The sequence below is a fragment of the Aliagarivorans marinus DSM 23064 genome, assembly GCF_000429485.1.
Taxonomy (GTDB): domain Bacteria; phylum Pseudomonadota; class Gammaproteobacteria; order Enterobacterales; family Celerinatantimonadaceae; genus Aliagarivorans; species Aliagarivorans marinus.
The window spans coordinates 409,888-432,623 of sequence record NZ_KE386908.1 but is presented as its reverse complement, the minus strand read 5'-3'; the positions used below and the strand labels follow the sequence as shown (position 1 = coordinate 432,623).

Sequence of the window (22,736 nt, the reverse complement as noted above, 5' to 3'; positions counted from 1 at the left end):
CCTGCGCTGTGCGGCTTAACGCCGCACAGCCTCCTTCTCTACTTAATTGCACCAATCTGGGTTAACACACGCTTGAAATCGGCATTGGTGGCAGCCAGATTCTTGGCAAAGTCTTCCCCCCACACGGTGTTACCAGACAAGCTGTTGGTGGTCAGATAGTCCTGCCACTCAGGGGTGTCGACCACTTTCTGTAGGGTTTCAACCCACCATTGCTGTACCGCCGGGTCGACCTCACTTGGCATTACCACTCCCCGCGGCAGCGAGAAGGCAAAATCGTAGCCCTGCTCTTTAAAGGTAGGCACGTCTTGATAGACCGTGCTGCGCTGCGACTCGGAGTACGCCAGTGGACGGAAGTTGCCTGCCGTGATCTGCCCTGACACCTCTGAGGGGTTGGCAACAATCGCATCCACACTCTTCGAGGTGAGTGAGGTCACCATACCGCCACCGTCTTGCGAAGGGACGTAGTCGTAATCAAAGCCCGCAGCTTCAGCAAATAAGCTGGCCACTACCCGCTCTGGCCCGGCCGCTCCAGTGCCACCGATGGTGACGCGATTATGCTTGGCGTATTCCACAAAGTCGGATGCCGATTGAAAGTCTGAGTCGGCGCGCACCACAATAAACATGGCGTCTTGGGCTAACAGGCCAATGGGCGTGAAGTCTTGGTAGGTCCAACCGGTGTTCGATACCAACGGCGTGCCCAAGAAGTTACCGCTGGTCGAGGTTAAGTGATAAGGGTTGCCTTGCTGCTGGGCTACGTAGTTAAAGCCCACTGCGCCGCTGCCACCGGCCAAGTTATCCACCCGGATGGTCTTGTCGTAGAACTTGTACTTTTTCAGGATATCGACCACGGTGCGCGACATCAGGTCATTCCCGCCGCCCGGTCCAAAGGCGATGGTGTAGTTCAAGCGTTTGGTTGGGTAGTCCAACTCGCTGGCCACGCTCATTGACGTTGCCAAAGTGGCAGCGAGAACGGGCAGAGCGATGAACTTTTTAAGTAGTGACATGAGATGTTCCTTTTCTTTCAGTATGGGTACTGTTGTTCATTTATGTGTGCTGTACAGCTCTTCCCAGCGGGGCGGCTAGCCTTTAGTAAGCTGGCCGAGTACGGCTTCGGTAAAGGCCTGGCAGCCCATGGAGCCTCCCAGGTCTGCAGTGCGTGTATCAGGGTTTTCCAGCGCAGCATCCACCGCTTGGCTGATGGCCTTGGCCGCCTCAGTCAGATCGTTGCGCTGGTGTTTTTGCCCCATCCATTCGAGCAACATGGCTACGGAGAGGATCATTGAAGTAGGGTTGGCGATGTCTTTGCCAGCAATATCCGGCGCCGAGCCATGTTGTGCTTGGGCGCAGCAGTGATGGTCACTGGCCATCATCGAACCGGCCAGACCTAAGCTGCCAGACAGCTCGCTAGCCAGATCGCTGATAATGTCGCCATAGAAGTTGGTGGCAACCAGTACGTCGAAGCGCTCTGGTGTGCGCACTAAATGGGCGGTCGAGGCGTCGACCAGCAGGTCGTCCAGCTCCACCTCGGGGAAGTCTTTAGCAACCTCATTCACCGCCTCCAGAAACAGACCGTCAGTCATGTGGAAGCTGTTTGCCTTGTGGATTGCAGTCACTTTCTTGTTGCGCTGCATAGCCAACTCAAAGGCCCGGCGCGCGATACGCTCGGAGCAGTGGCGGGTGATCTTACGGATAGACAACGCCATGTCCGGTGAGGTTTTCACCTCGCCCCAGCCCTCTGTCATATTGCGGTCCGGATAAAAACCCTCGGTCGCCTCGCGCATAATCACCAGGTCGATGCTTTTGCCCTCACTCATATTGGTGGGCAGAAATGGCCGCGAGCGCGCCGGTCTTACGTTGGCATAAAGATCCAAGCCAATCCTAAACCCGGCCGATACATTGCGCCCGCCCTCTGCAGGCTTGGGGTAGTCGGCATGCGACTGGGTGCCCAACACGATGCCGTCGTACTCCTTGGCTTTCTCTAAGGTTTCTTGGCGTAGCGTTGTGCCGTATTTCTTCAGGCTATCAAAGCCCACATCGTCGAAGTCGAAGCTCAGGCCCAGGCCAAATTTGTCATTGCTGGCTCGCAGTACGCTGACCGCTGCCGTGGTGATTTCAGGTCCTATACCATCACCGGGTAACACGAGTAGTTTCATCGTTTCCTCTCTTGTTAAATCACTGAATCAGCTAGCGCCCTATTCAGACCGTAAAATGTGTTGCAGATACCTAACCGCGCAGTCAGGGCTGGATAACACTGTTTTGTCACTGCGCAGCTCCAGCAAGTCCTTGGCCGGGGCCGAGGAGAAGTGCGCCAACATCACCACTGGCTCCTTCACTTGCTGCAGCGCGTCTAACATCAATTGGTTGTGAACATCGAGATCGCCCGCTTGCAACGCAGTGCGGGCCTCGGGAACACACACGCTGCGCAGTGCCAGGCACTTTCCACAGCCCTCAGCCGCGTTCAGAAACTCGCGCTCCATCCCCTCCATGGCCGGTTGGAACGAGCCCAACATCGCCACTGGCTGACCAAGGGCGATGGCTTCGTCGAACATTGCTTGGTTGGGCTTTAGTACTGGCAGGCTAGCGTCAGCGGCCAATCCCTCAATCGCTTCACCGAAGGCAGAGCAGGTATACATCACCGCATCGGCGCCGCCGCTAAGCGCCAACTGGTAGAGCACAGCGACCCGATCGCGCAGCGCGGGAGTCAACTGGGGGCTCTTGGCGCGCTCAAGGCCCAACGCCTCATCCCAAAGGTGGGTGACTTGGGCCTCTGGCCAGTGTTGTGCGAAGGCACGTCTTACTGGGGCAATGGCAATATCAACGGCATGTATCAGGGTTATTTTGCTCATCTCAATAATTGTATTTTGTAAACACTGAATACAGTATTGGATTACGCACGCTAAAGTGTCAACATCCCGTTAACACCCTCTTTGTGGGTAGCAAAGATTAAAAACCAAGCGTTATTTTCTTTTATATCTGATAGTTATGGATGAAGCACTGAGTAACCCCCATAAGAGCGAGCACCTAAAAGGATATTTATTGTATTTTTGGTTTGTGAAATACAACACATTTTTCACATATCAAACACAGCAAACAAAGGTTGTTCACAAAATACAATTAGTGAACAATACTGAAAAAGACGGCCAATTGGCCTTATACGCGTCACCCACGCAGCCGTAGAGTGGGCAAACTTGGTTAAGGTATGGATACACAGCAAAGCAATCGACGAGCAAGCTCAGCAGAGCAACTAGCCACTCGGGTACTTGATTACACCATCGAACAGCAGTTGGACGTGGGCGCACATATAAAGGAAGTCGAGCTATCTAAGGTGCTCAAGGTATCGCGCACACCAATACGCTCGGCCTTGGCCCATCTGCAGCAGCAGGGCTATCTCACGAAAAAGCCCAACCAAGGCTTTTTCTTGGCCAAGCTACCAGAGCGCGATGTCGGCAATGTGCTAACCCCGGTGGATAAAGAGCGGCGCGATCTGGCCCCGATCTGCTATCAGATCGGCCAAGACTACTTGTCGGGCAAGCTCAACAAGACCTTCAGCGAGAACGAGTTGATGGCGCGCTACCAACTTAGCCGTAAGGCCATTCAAGAAGCGCTGCTCGCCATGGAAAAAGACAGCTGGCTGAATCGCAACATCGGCTATGGCTGGGGCTTCAATGAGTTTATCTCCTCCCCCACCGCCTATGCCCAAAGCTACCGCTTTCGCCAATTGATTGAACCAGAGGCCCTGCGCGATCCCGGCTTTTCCATCGACCACACCACACTGCAGATGCTACGGATGGCCCAGATCGACATCCTCAACAACGACCAAAAGCTGGTATCGGCCGCTGAGATGTTTAACGCCGGTGTACAGTTTCACGAAGCGCTGGTTGCCATGTCTGGCAACATCTTCCTGCTCGACGCCCTACAGCGGGTAAACCGTCTACGCCGCTTAGTGGAATACAACGTCAACGGCAAGCGCCCCATCCCTCGCCGAGAATGTCAGGAGCATATTCAGCTACTGGAACTTATCGAGACCGGGCAGTTACAGGAAGCGGCCCTGTTTTTGGAGACTCACCTAGCGCGTGCAGCGAAAGAGAAGGAGCAAATTGCGCAAGAGTTGTTTGGGTAGCCAGCGCTAGGATTGGTCGCAACTTAATCGCTGCCACTTTCAAGCAAGCCAAACTGAATCTCAACAACATTACTATCCGACTCAGGCCCTTGCCACACGTGATAGATCTCACGGCTCTCACCTGTGTAACGGCCGTTAGCGGCATTAATCTGCGCGACGAGTGGTTGGTAGCCCAACTCGAACAAGCCTTGCAGACTGCCTTTGTAGGTTCGGCTTGCGCAGTAGAAGTTGCCAAGAGTGCCAGTGCTAATCTCGTCTTCAATCGCCAGCCCATCGGCGCTAGAAACGGGGAGGCAAAACTCAATATCGAATGGGGTTTCAATATCTTGGGGAAGGTTATAAGCGATAAAGTGCCAAGGCCCAGTCACCTCAAGGCCGAGCTCACTGGCTTTTAGGAAAACCTTGTCACAACATGCGGCGCTCGCTGCGCCGATTTCGGGAATGGTCAGCCGCCGTTTGATAAGTAGTACGGCTCCGACTTCGGTGTGTTTTAACTCCATATCGCCCTCGGTTCTTCCTTGATTAGTAACGCTAACGATTAACTCGTCATTATTATCTCAGGGCAGCTGTTGCAACGCCTATGATGCAGGTCAAGGCACGCTTTCAATCACCATATTGTAGATATCTCAACGACTCGACTGGACACAAAAAAGCCCGACTTTCGCCGGGCTTGTTCTTACGCTCAATTTAATCATTAGAGCCTGTTCTCTTTGATGTTGGTTTGAACAAAGCCAAACCCTAAAGAGTGCAGGCCCTAGCAACTAATCGTTACTTCTTACCACCGAAACGGCGTTGATACATGCTGGAGTGAATTCGCTTAGCGGCATCCACCATTGGCTGGTAAGGGATATCGGCGTTGGTGACGAAGCCAACGTTGTAGTTTTCGCCGTCGTAGGAGCGGCCGGTGACTGGTGAGTCGATGTATTGGAACCAGTGGGCACCGATAAAGTACGGGTTGTCGATAACCGAGTGCATGTAGGCTTCGTACATCTTGCCACGCTCTTCTTGGCAGCTAGCGGTAACCAGACCCGCGTGGTGCAGGCCTTCGCCTTTCACGCCGAAGTGGTACTCGCCGATGATGCTTGGCATATCGATCTCAGCCAGGAACTTCCAAGGCTGCGGGTGCAGACCTTCTTTGTAGTAGTTGTACGACACCACATCCACATGCTTGGCACAGGCGCGCACCACCTCTGGAGTCATCCCCCAGTCGGCAAAGCGTGAGCCAAGGTACAGGTGGTTTGGCAGTACCGCTTTTAGCGACTCGTTAACCACGCGGAAGTACTCGCTGGCATAGGCTTCCAGACAGATGGCGTAGTCTACCAGCTGCGCGTCGTTGTGCTCGAGATCTTTCACCCCTTTGGCGAAGGCGTCCCACGAGGCGATTGCGGTGCCCCACGAGGCATTCAGCGCATCGATGCTACTGTACTTATTCTTCATCAGCTCCACGAATACCGCCTTGGTCGGGCACTCTGCAGCGTCGCGACCTAGGGTGTGGATCGAGATACCATACTGCCCTTCGATGGTGCCCATGCGGCCCCAGCTCTTCTCGTTATCGATAAAGATACCGACACACCATGGGGTGTCTTTGATCTCTTCGCGAACTTGAGCCACGGTCGCTTCGGCGCGGGTGCGGAACAGCGGGTCGAAGGGATCTGGCAGTGCGGCCCAGAAATCATCACCACTACTCACGGTTTTAAAGTCGCCGATAATCCAGCCGTTGGCGAAGAACGGTACGGTTTCGTTCTCGTAGAACTCAGGTGCGGTCCAGTTACCCAGCGAGGTAAAGCCCCAGTTCACCATACGGTCGATGGTCACCTTACGCCAGGTTTCCATGTAGTCTTTGCCGTACTTACGCTGCAGGTTAGCGCCGTAGAAGCTGAAGATCTGTCCTTGCTCGACTGGGCCTTCCCATACCTCACGGGCGTAGCTGTAGTGCTCGGCCAGCGGATCATCGATATCCGGCAGCCACTGGAAGAAGTCGCGACGCCACTGGTTGATAACCTTCCCGCTGGCCATGGCCGCTTTACTCACCACCAGCTTCTCCATGGAGTCTTCTGGGGTGAGATCTTCAGAGGTACGTTGAGTCACAAGGTCGTGGTCGTAGTCCACACCAGTGATGGTGTAGGAGTTGGCCAGACGCAGGATGTCGATACCGGTGGCGAAATAGGGGTAGCCATCTGGGTCGATCAGCGCCCAGGTGTCGCCCAGTTTTTGGGTGCGGAAGAAACCGGTGGCCTCGTAGCGCTCGCCGGCGGTGTAGCCGCCAAAGCGCGAGCGGTCGGCCATAGCACCTTCTTCAAGCACGCTTAGCTCGTCGTCCATGCGCTTGAGCAAGTCTTCCTCGCTTTGTACCTTCTCAGCGAACTCGGTGTTGGCGTCTTGGCCGAAGCGGTCGATGCTGGCTTTCAAGAAGTCGCGATTGTGCTCTGGGCTCATGATCAGGCGGAAGTTATCCAGCACCATGTCGTGGTCGATCAGGGTGCCGTGAATACTCAGTTCAATCTTGGCAATGGCGGTCAGGTCGATGTTCATCAAACCCCACATCCAAGTAGCGTACTCAAAGGGGGTATCGAACGATGCGGGATCGGAGCGCAAGCCTGATTCACAGCTAGTGGTATTGCGCAGGAACTCGCCTTTAAGCTCTACCAAGTTGGTTTGGGTTACGCCAGCTGCCACATTCACACTGCGGCTGTGCATCTGACCTTTGTGGTCGAAGATGTTGATAAAGATCTGGGTGCAACGGCTGCCGGTGTTGGTGGTGTCGAAGGCGAAGCTAAAATCAGCCAGTTTGCTCCAGTCAAACGGCGTTTCCGGTTCGATATACACCGAGGTGTACATGTTCTCTGCGCTGTTGCAGTGGATCTTCAGGGCTTGCTCGCCACAGGTAATCCCTGCGCCTTGGCTAACCAACTCAGCATCGATATTGTTGAAGGAAAAAGCCGAAGGTAAGGCGTCGCCGGAGAAATCGTAAATCAGAATAGATTGTTCCTGATCCGATACCGCCACTACCTGCTCTGGCGAAAACTTGGCGTTCATGTTGAATCCTCTTCAAAGGTTGTAGTCTTGTCGTGCTCGCCACGCCACCTTGCATTTAAACCGATGCGAGCGTTACTCTAAGTCTGCAGTGACAGCGCCTGCTGTCATTCCATTTCTAGCTGTCGTGTAGTATCCCCGCCCCTGTTTTTCTGGTCAACCAATTTGGAATTTTGGTTCTACCAATGTGACCCGTACCACTATTTCGTTATTTCTCTTGGAAAGCTTACTAGCTCACTAGAAGGGAGTACTGCGGTGAGGGCTGAAAAGAGGCTAACTACACGCTTGAAAACACTGAAAAATGGCCGACCCACTCCGCACACTCGGCTTGCAATCGACATAGAGCCTTAAGTGCATGCGCTTTTCGGAATAACACGAAAGAAAGTAGGCTAAACCATCGCGTTATCCCAAGAAGCAACTTGGCTCAGGTGAAGGTAGGCCGGCCACTGTTAACTGTTAGCAGTTAAGACCGCCCCCGAACATGCCGGGGGCGTTTGCTATTACAGGTGTGGATTTACCGCTTTCAGGCGGTCTACCACCACTTCTTGCACACGTGGGATCACGTCTTTCATGATGAACGGCGGGTAGGCCGCTTTCACGTCTTTGCTGATCTCGTTGTGGGTTTCGCGCATGTAGGTGGTATGCACGATGGTGCCAATGTTGATCTTGGCGATACCCATGGTGATCGACTTCTGGATATCTTCATCGGCAATCCCGGTGCCGCCGTGCAGTACCAGTGGGTTTGGCACGGCATCAGCAATCTGCTTTAGGCGCTCGAAGTGGATCTTCGGCGTGGTTGGGGTAAAGCCATGGGCGGTACCGATACCAACGGCGACGATGTCAGGGCCGGCTTCTTCGCACAGCGCCACCACATCGGCCACCGAGGCCAGGTAGTCATCTTCTGATTTCACTACCACGTCACGGCCCATGATTTTGCCGATCTCCGCTTCCACACAGACGCCAGCGCTGCGGGCGTATTTCACCACTTCCTGGGTCATCTTGATGTTGGTTTTGATGTCGTGGTGCGAGCCGTCGATCATCACCGAGTCATAGCCGTCGTCGATGGCTTTTTTACACAGGTCTACTGAGGTGCTGTGGTCCAGGTGCAGGTAGATCTTGTTTTTCGCGATACGCTCAAAACCGTCAACCATCTTGCGGCACAGCCAGGTGCCGTTTAGCTCGGCAACCGGTGGGTAGGTCATTGCCATAAACGGCAGGTCCAGCTCATTGGCCGCCAACGCAACCGCATGCAGATCGTAGATGTCGTTGATGTTAAAGCCGGCCAGACAACGTTGGTTGGCGCGGTATTGATTCAACAGTGAAGATAATGCCTGAGACATAATGTTTCCCAATTGCTTGTCGGTTAATTAAAAGTCCATCTTTTTAGGGATGCTGCGACCAGAGGTTTTCGCTTCAGTAGGTGCCAGCTCTTCGATGCCCACCCAGAAGTTGAATTCACGTAGCAGCTCCAGCAGCTCACCGCGGGCCATCACCCAGTGGTGGTCCATGCCGTAGTTCATCACTGAACCGGCAATCTGCTTAGAGCACAGCTCTTTGGGCGCCACTTCGCCATAACAGCCGCGATAGCGCATTGGCGAGTCCACCAGCTCACCTTCGAAGGCGAAGATGGTTGATGCGTGAGGGTATTGATATTTGGCAATGGTGACCGGACCCAGCTCTTGCAGGAACTCAAACAGCATGCCGTAGGAGTCTTCTGGATCGTAGTTGTCCAGAATGCTGTGGTTGCGGATCTCAAACTGGGTGCCTTCGCGCATCAACTTGGTGGAGGTACCGCCACAGTGCCACATGCCCACTTTGTTGTTGGCGTGGTCAACGAAGGAGAAGTCCATCAGCGTTGGCAGGCCTTTGCTCATGGTCAGCTCGTTAAAGGCCACCATGGTTAGCAGCGCGCCCATGTCAGATTCGTCGGCCACTGGAATACCCAGATCTTGTACCAACGCGCCTGCACCATCACCGGCGATGCCGTAGTTATCGAACAATTCTGGCCAGTTCTTCAGGGCCACGCCCACGTACTCGTTACTGTTAGCATAATCGGCAATCGCCAGCGCCAAACGTACTGACAAGAACAGCTCGTTATCCGATACGCCGTTGCCCGCTACAGAGGGCGAAGACAGCAGCTTGTCGACCACTGCATTAACCTGCGCTTCGGCAAAGTTCTCTTCGCCGTGCTTCCAGATGGTTTGCATATCGATGCGATCCACCGCCAGACCAAAGTGCTTGGCAATCGACATCTCGTTCAGTTCACAGTCGTAGAAGCCCGGTACGCGCATACCGCCTACCATCAGGATCTTGGCGTGCTTAAGGCGTGCTTTGGCCGATACTGCATCGATAAAGCGGCCCAGTGACTCGCCCAAGCTGTCGGCGCCTGGCTCTTCGAAGATCCACGAGTAGCGCACATCCATCGAGGAGAGAATGTTCAGCAGGAAGTTTTGACCACACAGGCGGTTAGCCGTCAGGCTGCCACCAGTGGTTTCGGTGTGTGACCAGCTCAGTACTGGCACATCGTGCTCGGCCAACCAAGTGGCCAAGGCCAGCGCCATATCACCAGAGATGTATGAGGCTTGGTACACCACCAATGCTTGCATGCCCTGAGCGCGGTAGGCGTTCAACAGCTTCAGCATGTCGTCTTTGGTTTGGATGGGCTCTTCTTCAGCCAGCATCGAGTTGTATTCGCTGAATACACCTTTTACATCGCCCACCGCTTGGGTGTACGACTGCTTGGCCTTGGCCCAGTCGAAGTGCAGCTCAAAACCGATACCGATAAAGCCAACCGGTACATCTTTGCGGGCAGTGCGTGGGCTAACCAGCTCGCTCATCGCTTGCTCAACCACGCCTTGGCGTTGGGTAAAATCTATGCTCATGGAAGGTTCCTTATGAATAATTCTGAATAAACTGCCACACCTGTTCCTCGCTCGGGAAACGGGTACGACCGCCAAAATGGGTGGCAACAATCGCCGCGAAGCCAGAGGCGAACTGCATGCGCTTGGCCAAGTCAAAGCCTTTCAACAGGCCATAGGCGTAAGAGGCGTGGTAGGCATCACCACAGCCGGTGGTATCGACAACCTCAACCGGGAAACAGCACTGTTGAACCAGCTCTTCGCCGTCAAGCGCCCAGCTGCCGTTGGCGCCATCGGTAATCACCACTTGGCCGTCGGTCAGGGCGCTGAGTTTGCGCAGGCAGGTTTCGGGAAGCTGTTCTTCGGCAAGGAATTGCGCGGCTTCGAGCGGCAAGATCACGTGGCCGCCAAGTTTAAGCATGTGCATCAGTTGGCCGCGATCGCCGGCTTCCATATCCACCACCGATGGCAGGCCCAACTCTTTGGCTTTCTCCAGCAGCGCCAGGTTGCCTTCGATATCGTAGCCATCGACGAACACCAGCTTGGTGCTAGCCAGCCAGCCGTCATCGATATCCATCGGCGACAGTGCGCGGTAGCCATTGGTGGTATAGAACACGGTGCGATCGCCGTTGTCTGGGTCAACCTGCACCAGCGCGGTAGCCGGCACTGCAGTGCCATCACGCAGCATTAAGTCGGTCACCACGCCGCAGCGCTCCAACTCACCCTTGGCGATGTTGCTTTGGGGGTTATTCCCCAAGAAACCCAAGAAAGCAGTATTCAAGCCGAGTGACGCCATACCGCACGCCGCGTTGCCCGCTGGCGCTCCTCCCTGAATCAGGATTTCATCTACCTGATGCTTATGCCCCGCTTTGTATGAGGCGGGCATGGTCAGTAGCAAATCCACTACGTTCATGCCTGAAACTAATACGTCAAATTTCAACGCTCTCTCCTAACTCTTAGCTTTAGTATGCTTGGAGGTTAGCGCGGCACTTGAAAAGGGGGTAAATGCGGAATTAAACTATTTGTGTACTATTTTTCCTATATACGCGTTTAGGTAGTGCATTTTCGAGAAATTTAGAAGAATATCACCTTTCTTGTTTGTTCCACGATTGCCCAGATTTGCACCATGAGACCAGTACTAGAACACATCCCCAGCAACAGCCAACAGTCCTTCTATTTGGGTCAATACAACGACAGCACCTTTAACGCCCCTTGGCACTACCACCCCCAGTGGGAGCTCACCTATATCATCGAAGGGTCAGGCACCGCCTACACCGGCAATGCCATCCGCCACTTCAGTGCTGGCGAACTGTGTTTGATTGGGCCGAACGTGTCGCACTGCTGGAAGAGCTACCAAGGCCGCGGCGACAGCGCCAAGTCGCTGTTTATTCAGTGGGACGAGCAGCTACTGGGCGAGAACTGGATAGCAGGGCGCGAATTTAAGGCCATCGCCAAGTTGCTGGAAGACAGCCAAAACGGCTTGAGCTTTGATCGGGAGCTAAGCCTGGAGATCGGCCGCAAGCTGTGCCAGTTTCCGGAGCAAAGCCCGTTTGAGCGACTGATTAACCTGCTGGGCATTCTTCAGCAACTGGCCAGTAGCCCTCGCCAGCGTCTGGCAGAACAGGTCACACCGCAGCAAATGAGTGGCGCCTCGAAACGGATTGATGCGATCTTGGAGTTTGTGGCCGAGCACTACCAAACCAAGATCAGCGCCGACGATATGGCTAACCTCACCAACATGACCACCGTCTCTTTTTCCAAGTATTTTAAACGTACTTTTAATAAGACATTTACCAATTATTTAAATGAATACCGCATCAGTCGCGCCTGCGCCCTGTTGATTCAAGACGAACACAATGTCGAAGAAGTTGCCTTCCGCTGCGGCTATAACAACATGGCGTTTTTCCACCGCCAGTTCCGCCAGCAGATCGGCCAGACCCCGCTCCAATACCGCAAACAGTACCATTTGCTGAGCCAACTTCCTTAAGCTGGTAAGTAAACACCAACGCTGTGTTCCAGCAGCCTTAACCCCGCCAGAAATTAGTGTGATCGGATTCGCAGTAACCGCCTTATCTCGATGACTAAGTTGTCAAATTACCTGCTGGATCACACTCCACCCCTTCCACAGGTGTACCATTTCGATCAATGGTTAACCAACGAAAAGGTTTTCGTGTACCAATAACACCAGACACCCAAGGAGTCACCGTGAAGCTACGACTAAACACACTCAGCATGGCCATTTGTAGCGCCCTGCTGTTGTCTACCGGCTATACGACCAGCCATGCCGTTGCGCAGGCACAGGACAGCGAAATAAACGCTAGCAACTCGAATGAGATTGCCAAGCTGGTACTCACCTCGGAACAACAACTCGACTACATGAACAGCTCTGATGCTGGCTACGACGTTGAAGGTGACGCGCTCACCCTCGATTTCGACGCCATCTCAGAAGAAGAGGCCAACAGCAAATGGCCAAACGTGAAGATCGCAGCGCCTGAAGGCACTTGGGACTGGAACACCAAAGGTGGCCTACGCTTTACCTTTGAAAACCCTAGCGATCAGCCAATCCGTTTTGAGATCAAACTGGCCGATAACCTCGGCATCATGGGTGCAGCTACCCACCAGCTAGACCTGCCTGTAGAGATGGACGCCAACTCAACGGAAACCATCGACTTCTACTTCCTGGGTTCGCAAATGCAGATCCCCGGCTACCGTGGCGGCGACGAGCTAGACCTGCGTAACCTGGCCGAGCTGCAGTTCTATGCCGTAGGCCCTATCGGTGAGCAAGTGGTTAAGGTTCACGATGTAGAGTTCATTGCCGGTACCGGTGACTTGGTGAAATCAGAAGTACTTGCCGAAGTGATTGTTGCCGATGGCGTGCCAACTATTGCCGAAGCGGTGACCTTCAAGCCCGGTAAGCAGGAAGTGATTGAGCTGCACACCGGCAGCGAGATTGAGGTGATCAAGCGCGATGAGGGCCACGGCCTGAAAGTGCACTACGGCACCGAAGAAGCTTACCCGACCGTTAAGTTTGCACCGAAGAAGCCATTCGATTGGAGCGGCCATGGCGACTTTGCACTGGCCTTCGATCTGGACAATATTGGCGACAGCACTGCCACCCTGTTTATTCGTGTCGATGATGCCATCGATGAGAAGTTCGGCGGCACCGCCAGTGGTGTGGTAAACAGCCGTACCGGTTACTTCCAGCTGCCAAAAGGCGAGTCGGGCACCTACTACTTCACCATGTCTGAAGCGAACAAGCTGCTGGATCCCGGCATGCGCGGCCTGCCTCCTCGTAAGTCTTACGCCGCGCAGCAAGTTGGTCTGGCCTGGGGTGAGCAAGAGCTTGATGCAAGCAACATCGTGAGCATCCAGCTATATATGATGGAGCCTGCCGAAGAAGCAACGATTGTTATCGATTCACTGCGTTTGATTCCCAACCTGAGCAACGATACCTCTCGCTTCGCCGGACTGATTGACCAATATGGTCAGTACGCCGAAACCGATTGGCCAGAGAAAGTACACGACGATGAAGAACTGGCGGCACGCGCCAAAGCAGACCTTGAGCTGATTGCCAACGCTAAGCTGGCCGATGACCGCGCCAAGTTCGGTGGCTGGAAAGATGGACCAAAACTGGAAGGCACTGGCTTCTTCCGCACCGAGAAAGTCGATGGCAAGTGGGCCTTTGTTGACCCTGAGGGCTACCTGTACTTCGCCACCGGCCTGGACAACATCCGTATGGATGACACCTTTACCACCACCGGCCGAGCCTTCACCGACTATGCGGGCTTTGACCATGCCTCATTCCGCCCAAGTGAAATCTCTGATGTGCCATACCTCGAAGAGACCAAAGAGCGCGCGGTAATGTCGGAGCTGCGTCACAGCATGTTTAACTGGCTGCCTGAGTTTGACGATGCACTGGCGCAAAACTTCCAGTATGCACCGACTATGCATGCCGGCCCGCTTAACCACGGTGAGGTGTTCAGCTTCTACGGTGCCAACCTGCAACGTAAGTTCAACCCAGAGTCTTTCGAGAAAGCCTCCGAGACTTGGCATGACTTGGTTATCGCGCGGATGATGGACTGGGGCTTCAGCTCGCTGGGTAACTGGTCTAATCCAACGTTCTACAGCAACGACAAGATCCCTTACACCGCTCACGGCTGGATCACTGGCGGCCACAAACGCATCGTCACCGGTAACGACTACTGGGGCCCACTGCATGACCCATTCGACCCAGCGTTCCGCGATTCGGTGAAAGCCACCGCGCAGAGCGTAGCGGCAGAGGTTAGCAACTCGCCATGGTGTATCGGTGTGTTCATCGACAACGAGCTGACTTGGGGTAACACCGCCTTTGAAGCCAACCACTACTCACTGGCTACCGGCGCGCTGCGTGCAGATGCTGCAGAGAGCCCTGCTAAGGCGCACTTGGTTGCAACCTTGAAAGCGAAGTACAAGAAGATTGGTGCGCTTAACAAGGCCTGGGGCAGCGATGCCGAGTCTTGGGATGCCTTCGCCAAAGGCTTTAACTTCGATGGCAACTACAACGACGCGAGCCGAGCTGACTTCAGCCAGTTCCTGACCGACGTGGCAGAAGAGTTCTTCTCCATCGTGCAGCAGGAAGTGAAAGAAGCCATGCCAAACCACCTCTACATGGGGGCGCGCTTCTCGGTATGGGGTATGACGCCTGAAGCAGTAGATGCTGCGGCCAAGTACACCGATGTAATGAGCTACAACCAATACGCAACCGACCTGTACGCCAAAGGTGACTGGAGCATGTTGGAGCGCCATGACAAGCCAGCCTTTATCGGCGAGTTCGCCTTCGGTTCAACCGATAGCGGCCTGTTCCACCCCGGCCCTATGGGCGGTGAGACTCAAGAGTGGCGCGGCGAAAGCTACGTACACTTCCTGGAGAGCATCGTAGAGAACCCCTACTTCGTGGGTGCCCACTGGTTCCAGTACCTGGATTCTCCAACAACTGGACGCGCCTGGGACGGCGAGAACTACAACAACGGCTTTGTAACTGTGACCGATACGCCATACGAGACTCTGGTTGAGTATGCGAAAGGCACCCACAAAGATTTGTACCAACGTCGCTTTGGCAAGTAAGCCATCAAGTAAAAACTAAATATCGTAAAAGGGCCTTCGGGCCCTTTTTTATTTCGCAACGACACAATGGCTAATCAATCTGTCAACACAATATATCGCACGCAAAAAAAAGCCCCAGTAAAAACTGGGGCAAAAACGCTATGCTTGGTCGTGGATGGCGAAGGAGGAGTGAACCTAATACCTTCAACCACCCATGCAGGAATGAAAGGGTTTTCTTAACAGGCCACCTACAAATAGCTTATCAAGCGAGACAGCACCCCAATACCTACGATATTGGCTCCCATCTGGATAACCAATATCTGTATATTATGATCATTGGTTTACCATTACCATGACGAGCGTCACTAATTGGTAAATCTATTTTCGCGACTTGTATAGCAATTACTCAAAAAGCTGATATTTACATTCGCGAATCCGGCTAAATGCTTGTTTACAAAACAGGCTCTTGATAGAGTGCAGGAGATGAAAAAAGGTAATTGATTGCAACAATTTACCTAAAAAAGATTTACCTGTTTGGGGCCCATCGATGGACAAAGTTAAGAATAAACGTCGCTACTACGACATTGGTCTGCAAATTGAGGAAATGCTGTTCTCTGGCATCTTCAACGCGGGCGAAAGGTTGCCATCAGAGCGCGAGTTAAGCGAACGTTTCGAAACCAGCCGAGCCACTATTCGCGAAGCGATAATTATGTTGGAGCTCAAGGGCTTAGTGGTGGTGAAGCAAGGCGCGGGGATCTTCTTCATCGACTCCCCTGAAAAGGTCACCAGTCGAACGATAGTCCCGCAAAGCGATATCGGCCCCTTTGAGCTACTACAGGCCCGCCAATTAATAGAAAGCAATATAGCCGCTTTCGCAGCCACTCAAATTAAGTTTAATGAACTACGCGAACTTAAAAGCGTGGTAAACCAGCAAGAGCAAGAACTCGGCGGCGATAGCCAAAAGTTTGAAGCGCTGGATCAACAGTTCCATATGCTTATTGCAGAGTCCACCCAAAACCGCGTACTAATTAACCAAGCGGTTGATATGTGGAGCTCAGTGCGCACCACTAACCCACTGTGGAAAGAATTAAACTCTCAATTCCTGCACGAAGATAAGCTTAAGAATCAGTGGCTGAACGATCACAAGGCAATCTTGGCGGCTTTGCAAAAACGCTCTGCCGACGAAGCGCGCCATGCGGTATGGCAGCACCTTGAGAACAGTAAGCGCCAACTGATGAAGATCGCTAATATCGAAGCAGGCGACACCGGTGACGACGACTACTTCTTCGCCATGTCCTTCGACCCGGACTTCAATACACCAGAAGCCTAAGCACTTAATATCTCGAAAAGGCAGGTTAACCACCTGCCTTTTTTGTGCCTGCAAGTTGTGGCTTCCCTACCTTCCTGCTTCGCCCCATCTTCTCATTCCCTTCCTTATACCCCTCCCCACTCGGCAATTCGTGCCTATACTTTTGTTCCACTGCATGCCCCTCTCTCCGATACGAAATGCAAAATATGAGATTTGATGAGTTACGCGTGTCGATGCCAGCTTAAACGTTAAGCAAATCTTGACTTACACGTGTACGCTGACTACATTAAGCGCACACTTGTACGCTGAATTAATTGCCATGGCTGAGATGCAAAAACCCCCGTTGATTTGGACCAACCTAATTCTGTTCGTTGCCACCTTTCTCGTTGCGGCGATAGCCGTGCCTTGGTACGGACTGAGCCACGGCTACAGCGTCGCCCATTGGTGGTGGCTACTTGCAGCCTTCAGCTTTGCTAACTTATCGATCACCGCGGGTTACCACCGCCTCTGGTCACACAAGGCCTACCAAGCCCACCCGGTGCTGCGGGTGATCTTCGCCATCGGCGGTGCCCTCGCCCTGCAAAACAGCGTGCTGCACTGGTCTTCCGATCACCGCATCCACCATCGCCATGTCGATAACAACGACAAAGACCCCTACTCGGCCAAGCGTGGCCTGTGGTACAGCCATATCGGCTGGATGCTGCGTAACTACCATGGCCAGCAGAGCAACGACTACAGCAACTGCCGCGACTTGCAAAAAGATGCGGTTGTGATGTGGCAGCATCGCCACTATCTGTTGCTGGCTATTACCGCCAACCTGGCGCTGCCGATTGGCCTTGGGCTTATCTACGGTGATGTGTTAGGCATGGTACTGGTGGTTGGCGTGCTGCGTTTGGTGCTCACCCACCACACCACTTTCTTTATCAATTCGCTGGCCCACTTCTGGGGTTCGCAGCCCTTTACCAGTAACAACACAGCTCGTGACAATCCCGTGCTAGCGGTGTTCACCTTTGGCGAGGGCTACCATAATTTCCACCACCTGTTCGAAAACGATTATCGTAATGGCATCTACTGGTGGCAGTACGATCCCACCAAGTGGTTGATTAAAAGCGGGGCGATGATTGGGCTATGCAGCAAGCTGCGCACGGTATCGCGCGACAAGATTGAGAAGGCCCGTTACCGCCAGCAAATGGAAGGGCTAAAGCAAAAGCTCAGCAAGCGCGCCGACTACGGCCAGCTTGCCACCAAGCTGCAGGGGCACTACGAGCAGCTGCTCAGCAATATGTCGGAGTACTACGACATGAAAAAACGGATGATGGAGCTGAAGAAACAGGACATCGGCCAGCGCTATGAGCGGGCCATCCTAAAAGCCCGTTACCGCATGGCCAAAGCTCGGCTGGCCCAGCAAAAACGCATGTGGCGCAGCTTTGCCCACCAGTACGCCTAGGGCGTATTAACAGGTAATCACCCAATGGCCTTGTTCAAGGCCATTGTTGTATCCTCGCAGCGTTAACGTCAGTTATACACTCGACTCAAGATCGACTCATTCAGCGCCGCAACAATGCTCTCGATATGCTCGCGGTTATTGCTGGTGAGGGCATTGTCATCGCCAGACTCGGTACTGAGTACCACCGAGAAACGGTCCTTGGCATTAATCGCCAAATAGATCCCCGCCGCGGCGACCGCCAAGCCGATAATGAGCTGTTTGGCGGCCAACATAATCATCAGTCCCGCAAAACCTATCACCACGCCAGGAAGCTTATTGCCTTTTGTCACCGTGGTTTTGACCGACTTAATCGCCGCCATATCGTAGCTTTGGTCGTCCACCACAAACTTATTGTTCGAGACGCAGACCTTACCCTTATCAAGAATGACCTTCTCTTCCATCGCTGTTTCCTCTGGCTTATCACTATGACGACTCCGTCATACACCAAGGGCGGCAAGCCCTCACTAACGGATTGGCATCACTGCTTAAAGGCATGTTCAAGACCACGCACAACGCCCAAGCAAGATGCTGGATATCATCAATGTAGGCAGCCCAAAGCGGCGACTTCAATATGAAATCAATGAGTTAGTGATAGTGATGGAAAAATAGTCAAGCTGGTGAAGAAAGGATGAAACTAGGTGCATCAAAGCCGTTGCTAACTATGCGCTTCAGCGATGAGCTGCCCACTTAAGTTTGATACTGATAACTGTAACTGCATACGCAAATTACGCTGCATTTTTATTGAAACCATAAGCGCAACTTACTGATAAGCATATTTATTTTAATTGATTCACTTAACAATTATGAGATGGGGTGTTAGTGCCAGTCCCCTTAAGCTGGGCATAATGCCTACTGGCAGGACGCCTAAAAATAACGGGATACTCCATAGGGTACCGCTATAAACCAACCCCTTTGTACCACGTATTTTTAAGCCTTGCTCTTACTCGCTCCACCTAAAGCTGACACAGATTGCATTGTGGCAGCTTCAATAATTCCTATAAATATCAAAGATAAGCAAAAGGAAATTGCTATGCGCGTACGTTTTATTGTGTTGCTGTTGGCTTGCTTTTGCCTGCAGAGTGTTGCCGGTGAAAAGCAAGCCAGAATCATCGACGGGGATGAGGCTGATACCTCACACTTTCCGTTTTTTGTGAAGATATTCGCCTATGGGGGGACACATCTACAGTGTGGCGGAGTGCTACTCAGCCCAGAGTGGGTGCTAACAGCCGGTCATTGCGTCACTAATGACGGCAATCGCAAAGCGTACCCTGCTGACGACATCCGAGTTTCGTTAGAGATCCGCACCTATGAGACCTCTGAGGAGAGCAAAGAGTTCGTAGAAGAAGTGTACATCCACCCTAACTATCAACCGAGTGATGGGAGTAAAACTACGGTTGACCGCGACTTAGCTCTACTAAAACTCAAACAAGCGCAACTAGATTTCGATCCGAGTAACTTTCCTACTCTGTTGGACGTACCCGTCCCTGAATCGTTTTTAGTTGTTCAAGACAAGCTCACAGCTATCGGTTTTGGCTCTACGACTGGAAGAGAAGATTTCACGTCACCATCGGCACTGATGCAAATAGATGCGCCGCTAATCAGTAATCAGGAATGCAGCTTGGTGGCCAATCAAGTCACCGATACGATGGTATGCACGCTTGATGAAAGTAAAAGTATTTGCGCAGGCGACAGTGGAGGGCCGCTGCTTTGGGGCGAGCCAGGTTCCTATCATGTTGTCGGCATCTCCAGCTGGGCGCCATGTGAGTGCGATGAGGGCCTCAGTGGGTATGCGGATGTGGGAAGCATGTCTCCTTGGCTTAGACAAGTCATGTCGGGCGAGGGTATTGAACCAGACTCGGTCTCTGGCCAATCATCTGCTTCAGGTGGTAATGGCGGTGGCAGTAGTGGTGGAAGCACCGGTCTGCTGCTTAGTCTAATACTCGCAGGCACTTTGCTTGTTCAGCAACGACTCCATCTCCGCTAGATAAAACTCGCTGCTAAGGCAAGCGGCCCTCTTGCCTTAGCTCTTAACTAAACGCCGTAAACACCACCACCTAAAGGCCACCTTTGTACTAATACTCGTCGGAGTGCCATCACCCCTTGTCAACCACCGACAATCCTATACTTATCAACGAGAACTGACTTGAGCGGGCCAACCTAGCCTCATAGAAGTCGAAGTCATCGCAGCATATTGATATGATTATTTATATTGTTAGACAAGTATCTAGCCTGAATGGATTCTCATAAGGTATGACAAGGAAGCTGTATGATTACTCAAGACGATTTTATCATCCAAGACAATAAGTTATCGTTTAAAGATGACGAGTACAATCTAAACAGAATTCGCAATGCCCGGTTCGTGAAAAACTCCTTAGTAAGTTCAATTGTTCGAATCATCGCCATTGGCCTAGTCGTATCCAGCATTGTCTGGATAATCTGCCCCGAAGGTTTTGGTAGATTTTTCGGTCCGCTATCATTTTGCCTTGGTGTGATAGGAGCACTGCTAACCAGCTACCGCTATGAGCTTCAAATTGAGTTTCGGCACTCCGATGAAACGGGGTTTCAGTGGATCAGTGTCGCTAAATCTAACAAAAACTCGGTGTTGGCCATCTTCGACCAACAAGCTCAAGCTATTGCTACAGCCATTACCTAATTAACTAACGTTGCTGATTGATAAACTTGGACGTAGCTCGGTGGAAGAAGCGACATCGTTACAACTATCTGCCTAGTTGGTGCACCGATGGAACCCAAATGCCAGTAAGGGCCACGATTTAACCATGCCCGGTCAAAATCGTGGCCTTTTTATCAAAGACTCTCGTTACTGCTGCTAAAACTTATACCCCGCCGACAACATCACCACCCAAGGGTCTACCTCGGTGCTGATACTCACCGGAGAGCCACCGACCTTCACATTCACATCGGTATTGATATCCGCCCACCATAGCGAGCCGCCGACAAACCAGCGGTCGTTGATTTGATAGTCCAGACCCACGTTCACGGCAACACCCCAAGAGTCATCCAGGGAGATATCCGACAGCCCCAAGTCTTGCGCTGTACCACTTAGCTTTTCGCTAAAGAAGGTGGTGTAGTTGAGGCCGATCCCCGCATACGGGCGCCACTGGCTTTGAGCATTGCCAAAGTAGTATTCCAGCATCAAGGTGGGTGGCAGGTGTTTGATCTCGGCGATATCGCCCACGCCATTTAGCGATACGGTGTGCTTAAAGGGCGTGGCGGCGAGCAGCTCGACCGCGATATTGTCGGTGAGCATATAGCCGAAGGTCAGGCCCAGTTGGTAGTTGTCATCGATCTTAAACTCGCCTGCGCCGAGTACGTCGTCGCTGCTCTCATTGGGCAGCACGCCTGCTGCGCCGAAGCGAAACAGAAATGTGCCTTGTTCATGGGAGAAAGCGGGGGCTGCCAGTAGGGTGCTGAGGGTTGCCACTGCAATTAACGTTCTTTTCATCCTTGCCATCCTTTGATTGTTATATTTACCTCTCAATAGCGTGACCACGATGTGACATTTGTTAACGCAATGTTTTGATCTGAATCATGCGCGACCAGCAGTTTAGACCTTTGTCTAAGGCCGCTCTCGCTCTACCGGTGAGTAAGCGCTAGCAACCTCCACGCTACGCCCTTCGGCAATTCAACAAACCACGCCACTGCATTGACTCGCCCGCAAGGTTGTTCATCTTGGTTTATTACTTTAGTGGTAACCTATTGGCTACCGGCAGTAGTTGTAGAGTGGTAGCTGATGATGATTGTGGTCACCTTGGTGGTGGGTTTATTAGGCGCTTGGATTGGCAGATGGCTCGCCCTGCCCATGGGGGAGCTGTTTGGGGCCTCCATCGCGGTAGTGGTGTTCCTGAAACTGACCCGGCAGCAGGTGCGCCTGCCACGGCCTTTAATCACCGTAGTGCAGATCATCCTCGGCATAAGCATTGGTCTGTCGATTGGCGTGCAAGAGCTTCTTAACTCCTTCTCACTATTGTTATTCTGCGGCTTGGTGCTGTGTATGCTGAGCCAAACCACCGCTAACTACCTGTGGTTGGTACGGCGCGAAAAATGGCCCTCGTTCGAGGCGATGCTAGGCGCGGTGCCTGGCGCTCTGGGCGTAGTGCTGATGATTAGCGAATCCCAACAGAACCCCTCCCCTCGAGTTGCTTTCGCCCATTCAGTGCGGTTACTGCTATTAATGCTAATTGCTGGCTATATTGCCAGCGGTGGCGAGGCCGCCGACAACCTAAGCCATCAGCTACTGCAGCAAGATATCCCCCACCTCTTAGTGCTCGGCGTATTGGCCATACTCGCAGGCAAGCTGGCGGTACGTTTAGGTATTCCTGCCCCGTATATGCTGACCGCGCTGTTGGTTGCCGCTTTGTATAACAGCTATGTGATGGGCGGCGATGTACTGGTGCCAGTTCCTCTGCTTAGCATGGCGACCTCGATTCTTGGCGTGCTGATGGGCTCTCGGCTGGTGCAAGCCAGCTGGCGCGAAGCCGGCCGCTACGCCCGTGCTGGGCTGGTGATTACCTTGCAAGGCGTGCTAATCACCCTTGGCTTTGCCCTGTTGTTTACCTTGATGACCGACAAACCTTGGCAGGCGCTGTTGCTAGCTTGGGCACCCGGCAGTGTCGAGGCGATGACAGCAGTGGGGCTACTGCTGGGGCTGGAACCCGCCTTTGTAGCCATCAGCCATGTAATGCGCTTAACCCTGCTCAACCTGGCACCCGCACTGTTTAAGCGACCGCTGCAACATAGCTTGCACAAGAGTGAGGTCGGTTGAAGTCTCAGCGTCTATTGAAGTTGTTAGCCAGATCGGGCCAGTTGTTAACGTGAAGTTGCTACAGC

At 53.0% G+C, this 22,736-nt stretch carries 18 protein-coding genes; 8 read left to right on the top strand and 10 right to left on the bottom strand.

Annotated elements, in window-relative coordinates:
- Positions 1 to 38 precede the first annotated feature (38 nt).
- The 3 genes from G461_RS0119485 to G461_RS0119475 form a co-directional block, all read right to left on the bottom strand.
- Positions 39 to 1,004 (bottom strand): Bug family tripartite tricarboxylate transporter substrate binding protein, encoded by a 966-nt coding sequence (locus G461_RS0119485; protein ID WP_026973095.1) that lies wholly within the window; start codon positions 1,002 to 1,004, stop codon positions 39 to 41.
- Between the two features lie 75 nt (positions 1,005 to 1,079).
- Entirely contained in the window at positions 1,080 to 2,153 is a 1,074-nt protein-coding gene (locus tag G461_RS0119480) for an isocitrate/isopropylmalate dehydrogenase family protein (RefSeq protein WP_026973094.1), read from the bottom strand.
- A 39-nt stretch (positions 2,154 to 2,192) separates the two neighbouring features.
- On the bottom strand, positions 2,193 to 2,846 hold the full coding sequence (locus tag G461_RS0119475) for an aspartate/glutamate racemase family protein (RefSeq protein ID WP_026973093.1): 654 nt from the start codon (positions 2,844 to 2,846) through the stop codon (positions 2,193 to 2,195).
- Positions 2,847 to 3,199: 353 nt separating this feature from the next.
- Here G461_RS0119475 and G461_RS24920 point away from each other — a divergent pair, with 353 nt between their 5' ends.
- Positions 3,200 to 4,120, top strand: a complete 921-nt coding sequence (locus G461_RS24920) for a GntR family transcriptional regulator (protein WP_051333703.1) — start codon at positions 3,200 to 3,202, stop codon at positions 4,118 to 4,120.
- A gap of 23 nt (positions 4,121 to 4,143) precedes the next feature.
- Here G461_RS24920 and G461_RS0119465 read toward each other — a convergent pair whose 3' ends face one another.
- The 5 genes from G461_RS0119465 to G461_RS24910 form a co-directional block, all read right to left on the bottom strand.
- A complete protein-coding gene (locus G461_RS0119465; protein ID WP_026973092.1) occupies positions 4,144 to 4,620 on the bottom strand; it encodes a GyrI-like domain-containing protein in 477 nt (158 codons plus the stop codon).
- A gap of 268 nt (positions 4,621 to 4,888) precedes the next feature.
- Complete coding sequence (locus G461_RS0119460) at positions 4,889 to 7,156, bottom strand: beta-galactosidase (protein WP_035480747.1); 2,268 nt, start codon at positions 7,154 to 7,156, stop codon at positions 4,889 to 4,891.
- A 497-nt stretch (positions 7,157 to 7,653) separates the two neighbouring features.
- Positions 7,654 to 8,493, bottom strand: coding sequence for a class II fructose-bisphosphate aldolase (locus G461_RS24915; RefSeq protein WP_051326773.1), 840 nt, complete (start codon positions 8,491 to 8,493; stop codon positions 7,654 to 7,656).
- 27 nt (positions 8,494 to 8,520) lie between these two features.
- On the bottom strand, positions 8,521 to 10,035 hold the full coding sequence (locus G461_RS0119450; protein WP_026973090.1) for an L-fucose/L-arabinose isomerase family protein: 1,515 nt from the start codon (positions 10,033 to 10,035) through the stop codon (positions 8,521 to 8,523).
- Between the two features lie 10 nt (positions 10,036 to 10,045).
- The gene (locus tag G461_RS24910) at positions 10,046 to 10,951 is read right to left on the bottom strand and encodes a carbohydrate kinase family protein (RefSeq protein ID WP_157360368.1); all 906 of its coding nucleotides are present in this window, start codon (positions 10,949 to 10,951) and stop codon (positions 10,046 to 10,048) included.
- A 186-nt stretch (positions 10,952 to 11,137) separates the two neighbouring features.
- On the opposite strand from G461_RS24910, the gene G461_RS0119440 reads away from it, so the two are divergent.
- From G461_RS0119440 to G461_RS0119425, 4 genes are all read left to right on the top strand, one after another.
- Positions 11,138 to 11,998 carry an AraC family transcriptional regulator gene (locus G461_RS0119440; protein WP_084429396.1) on the top strand — a complete coding sequence of 287 codons (861 nt, stop codon included), beginning with the start codon at positions 11,138 to 11,140 and terminating at the stop codon, positions 11,996 to 11,998.
- A 218-nt stretch (positions 11,999 to 12,216) separates the two neighbouring features.
- Positions 12,217 to 15,114 (top strand): beta-galactosidase, encoded by a 2,898-nt coding sequence (locus tag G461_RS0119435; RefSeq protein ID WP_026973088.1) that lies wholly within the window; start codon positions 12,217 to 12,219, stop codon positions 15,112 to 15,114.
- A gap of 526 nt (positions 15,115 to 15,640) precedes the next feature.
- On the top strand, positions 15,641 to 16,423 hold the full coding sequence (locus G461_RS24905; RefSeq protein WP_035480746.1) for an FCD domain-containing protein: 783 nt from the start codon (positions 15,641 to 15,643) through the stop codon (positions 16,421 to 16,423).
- Between the two features lie 307 nt (positions 16,424 to 16,730).
- Positions 16,731 to 17,849 (top strand): fatty acid desaturase, encoded by a 1,119-nt coding sequence (locus G461_RS0119425; protein WP_211236302.1) that lies wholly within the window; start codon positions 16,731 to 16,733, stop codon positions 17,847 to 17,849.
- 68 nt (positions 17,850 to 17,917) lie between these two features.
- Here the strand turns inward: G461_RS0119425 and G461_RS0119420 are convergent, their stop codons facing one another.
- On the bottom strand, positions 17,918 to 18,289 hold the full coding sequence (locus tag G461_RS0119420) for a DUF6232 family protein (protein ID WP_026973086.1): 372 nt from the start codon (positions 18,287 to 18,289) through the stop codon (positions 17,918 to 17,920).
- Positions 18,290 to 18,918: 629 nt separating this feature from the next.
- On the opposite strand from G461_RS0119420, the gene G461_RS0119415 reads away from it, so the two are divergent.
- Positions 18,919 to 19,872, top strand: coding sequence for a S1 family peptidase (locus G461_RS0119415; RefSeq protein WP_026973085.1), 954 nt, complete (start codon positions 18,919 to 18,921; stop codon positions 19,870 to 19,872).
- Positions 19,873 to 20,154: 282 nt separating this feature from the next.
- Positions 20,155 to 20,541, top strand: a complete 387-nt coding sequence (locus G461_RS0119410; RefSeq protein ID WP_026973084.1) for a hypothetical protein — start codon at positions 20,155 to 20,157, stop codon at positions 20,539 to 20,541.
- 174 nt (positions 20,542 to 20,715) lie between these two features.
- Here G461_RS0119410 and ompW read toward each other — a convergent pair whose 3' ends face one another.
- Positions 20,716 to 21,351 carry an outer membrane protein OmpW gene (gene ompW / locus G461_RS0119405; RefSeq protein WP_026973083.1) on the bottom strand — a complete coding sequence of 212 codons (636 nt, stop codon included), beginning with the start codon at positions 21,349 to 21,351 and terminating at the stop codon, positions 20,716 to 20,718.
- A 288-nt stretch (positions 21,352 to 21,639) separates the two neighbouring features.
- On the opposite strand from ompW, the gene G461_RS0119400 reads away from it, so the two are divergent.
- Positions 21,640 to 22,671, top strand: a complete 1,032-nt coding sequence (locus tag G461_RS0119400; RefSeq protein ID WP_026973082.1) for an AbrB family transcriptional regulator — start codon at positions 21,640 to 21,642, stop codon at positions 22,669 to 22,671.
- The last annotated feature ends 65 nt before the right edge of the window (positions 22,672 to 22,736 follow it).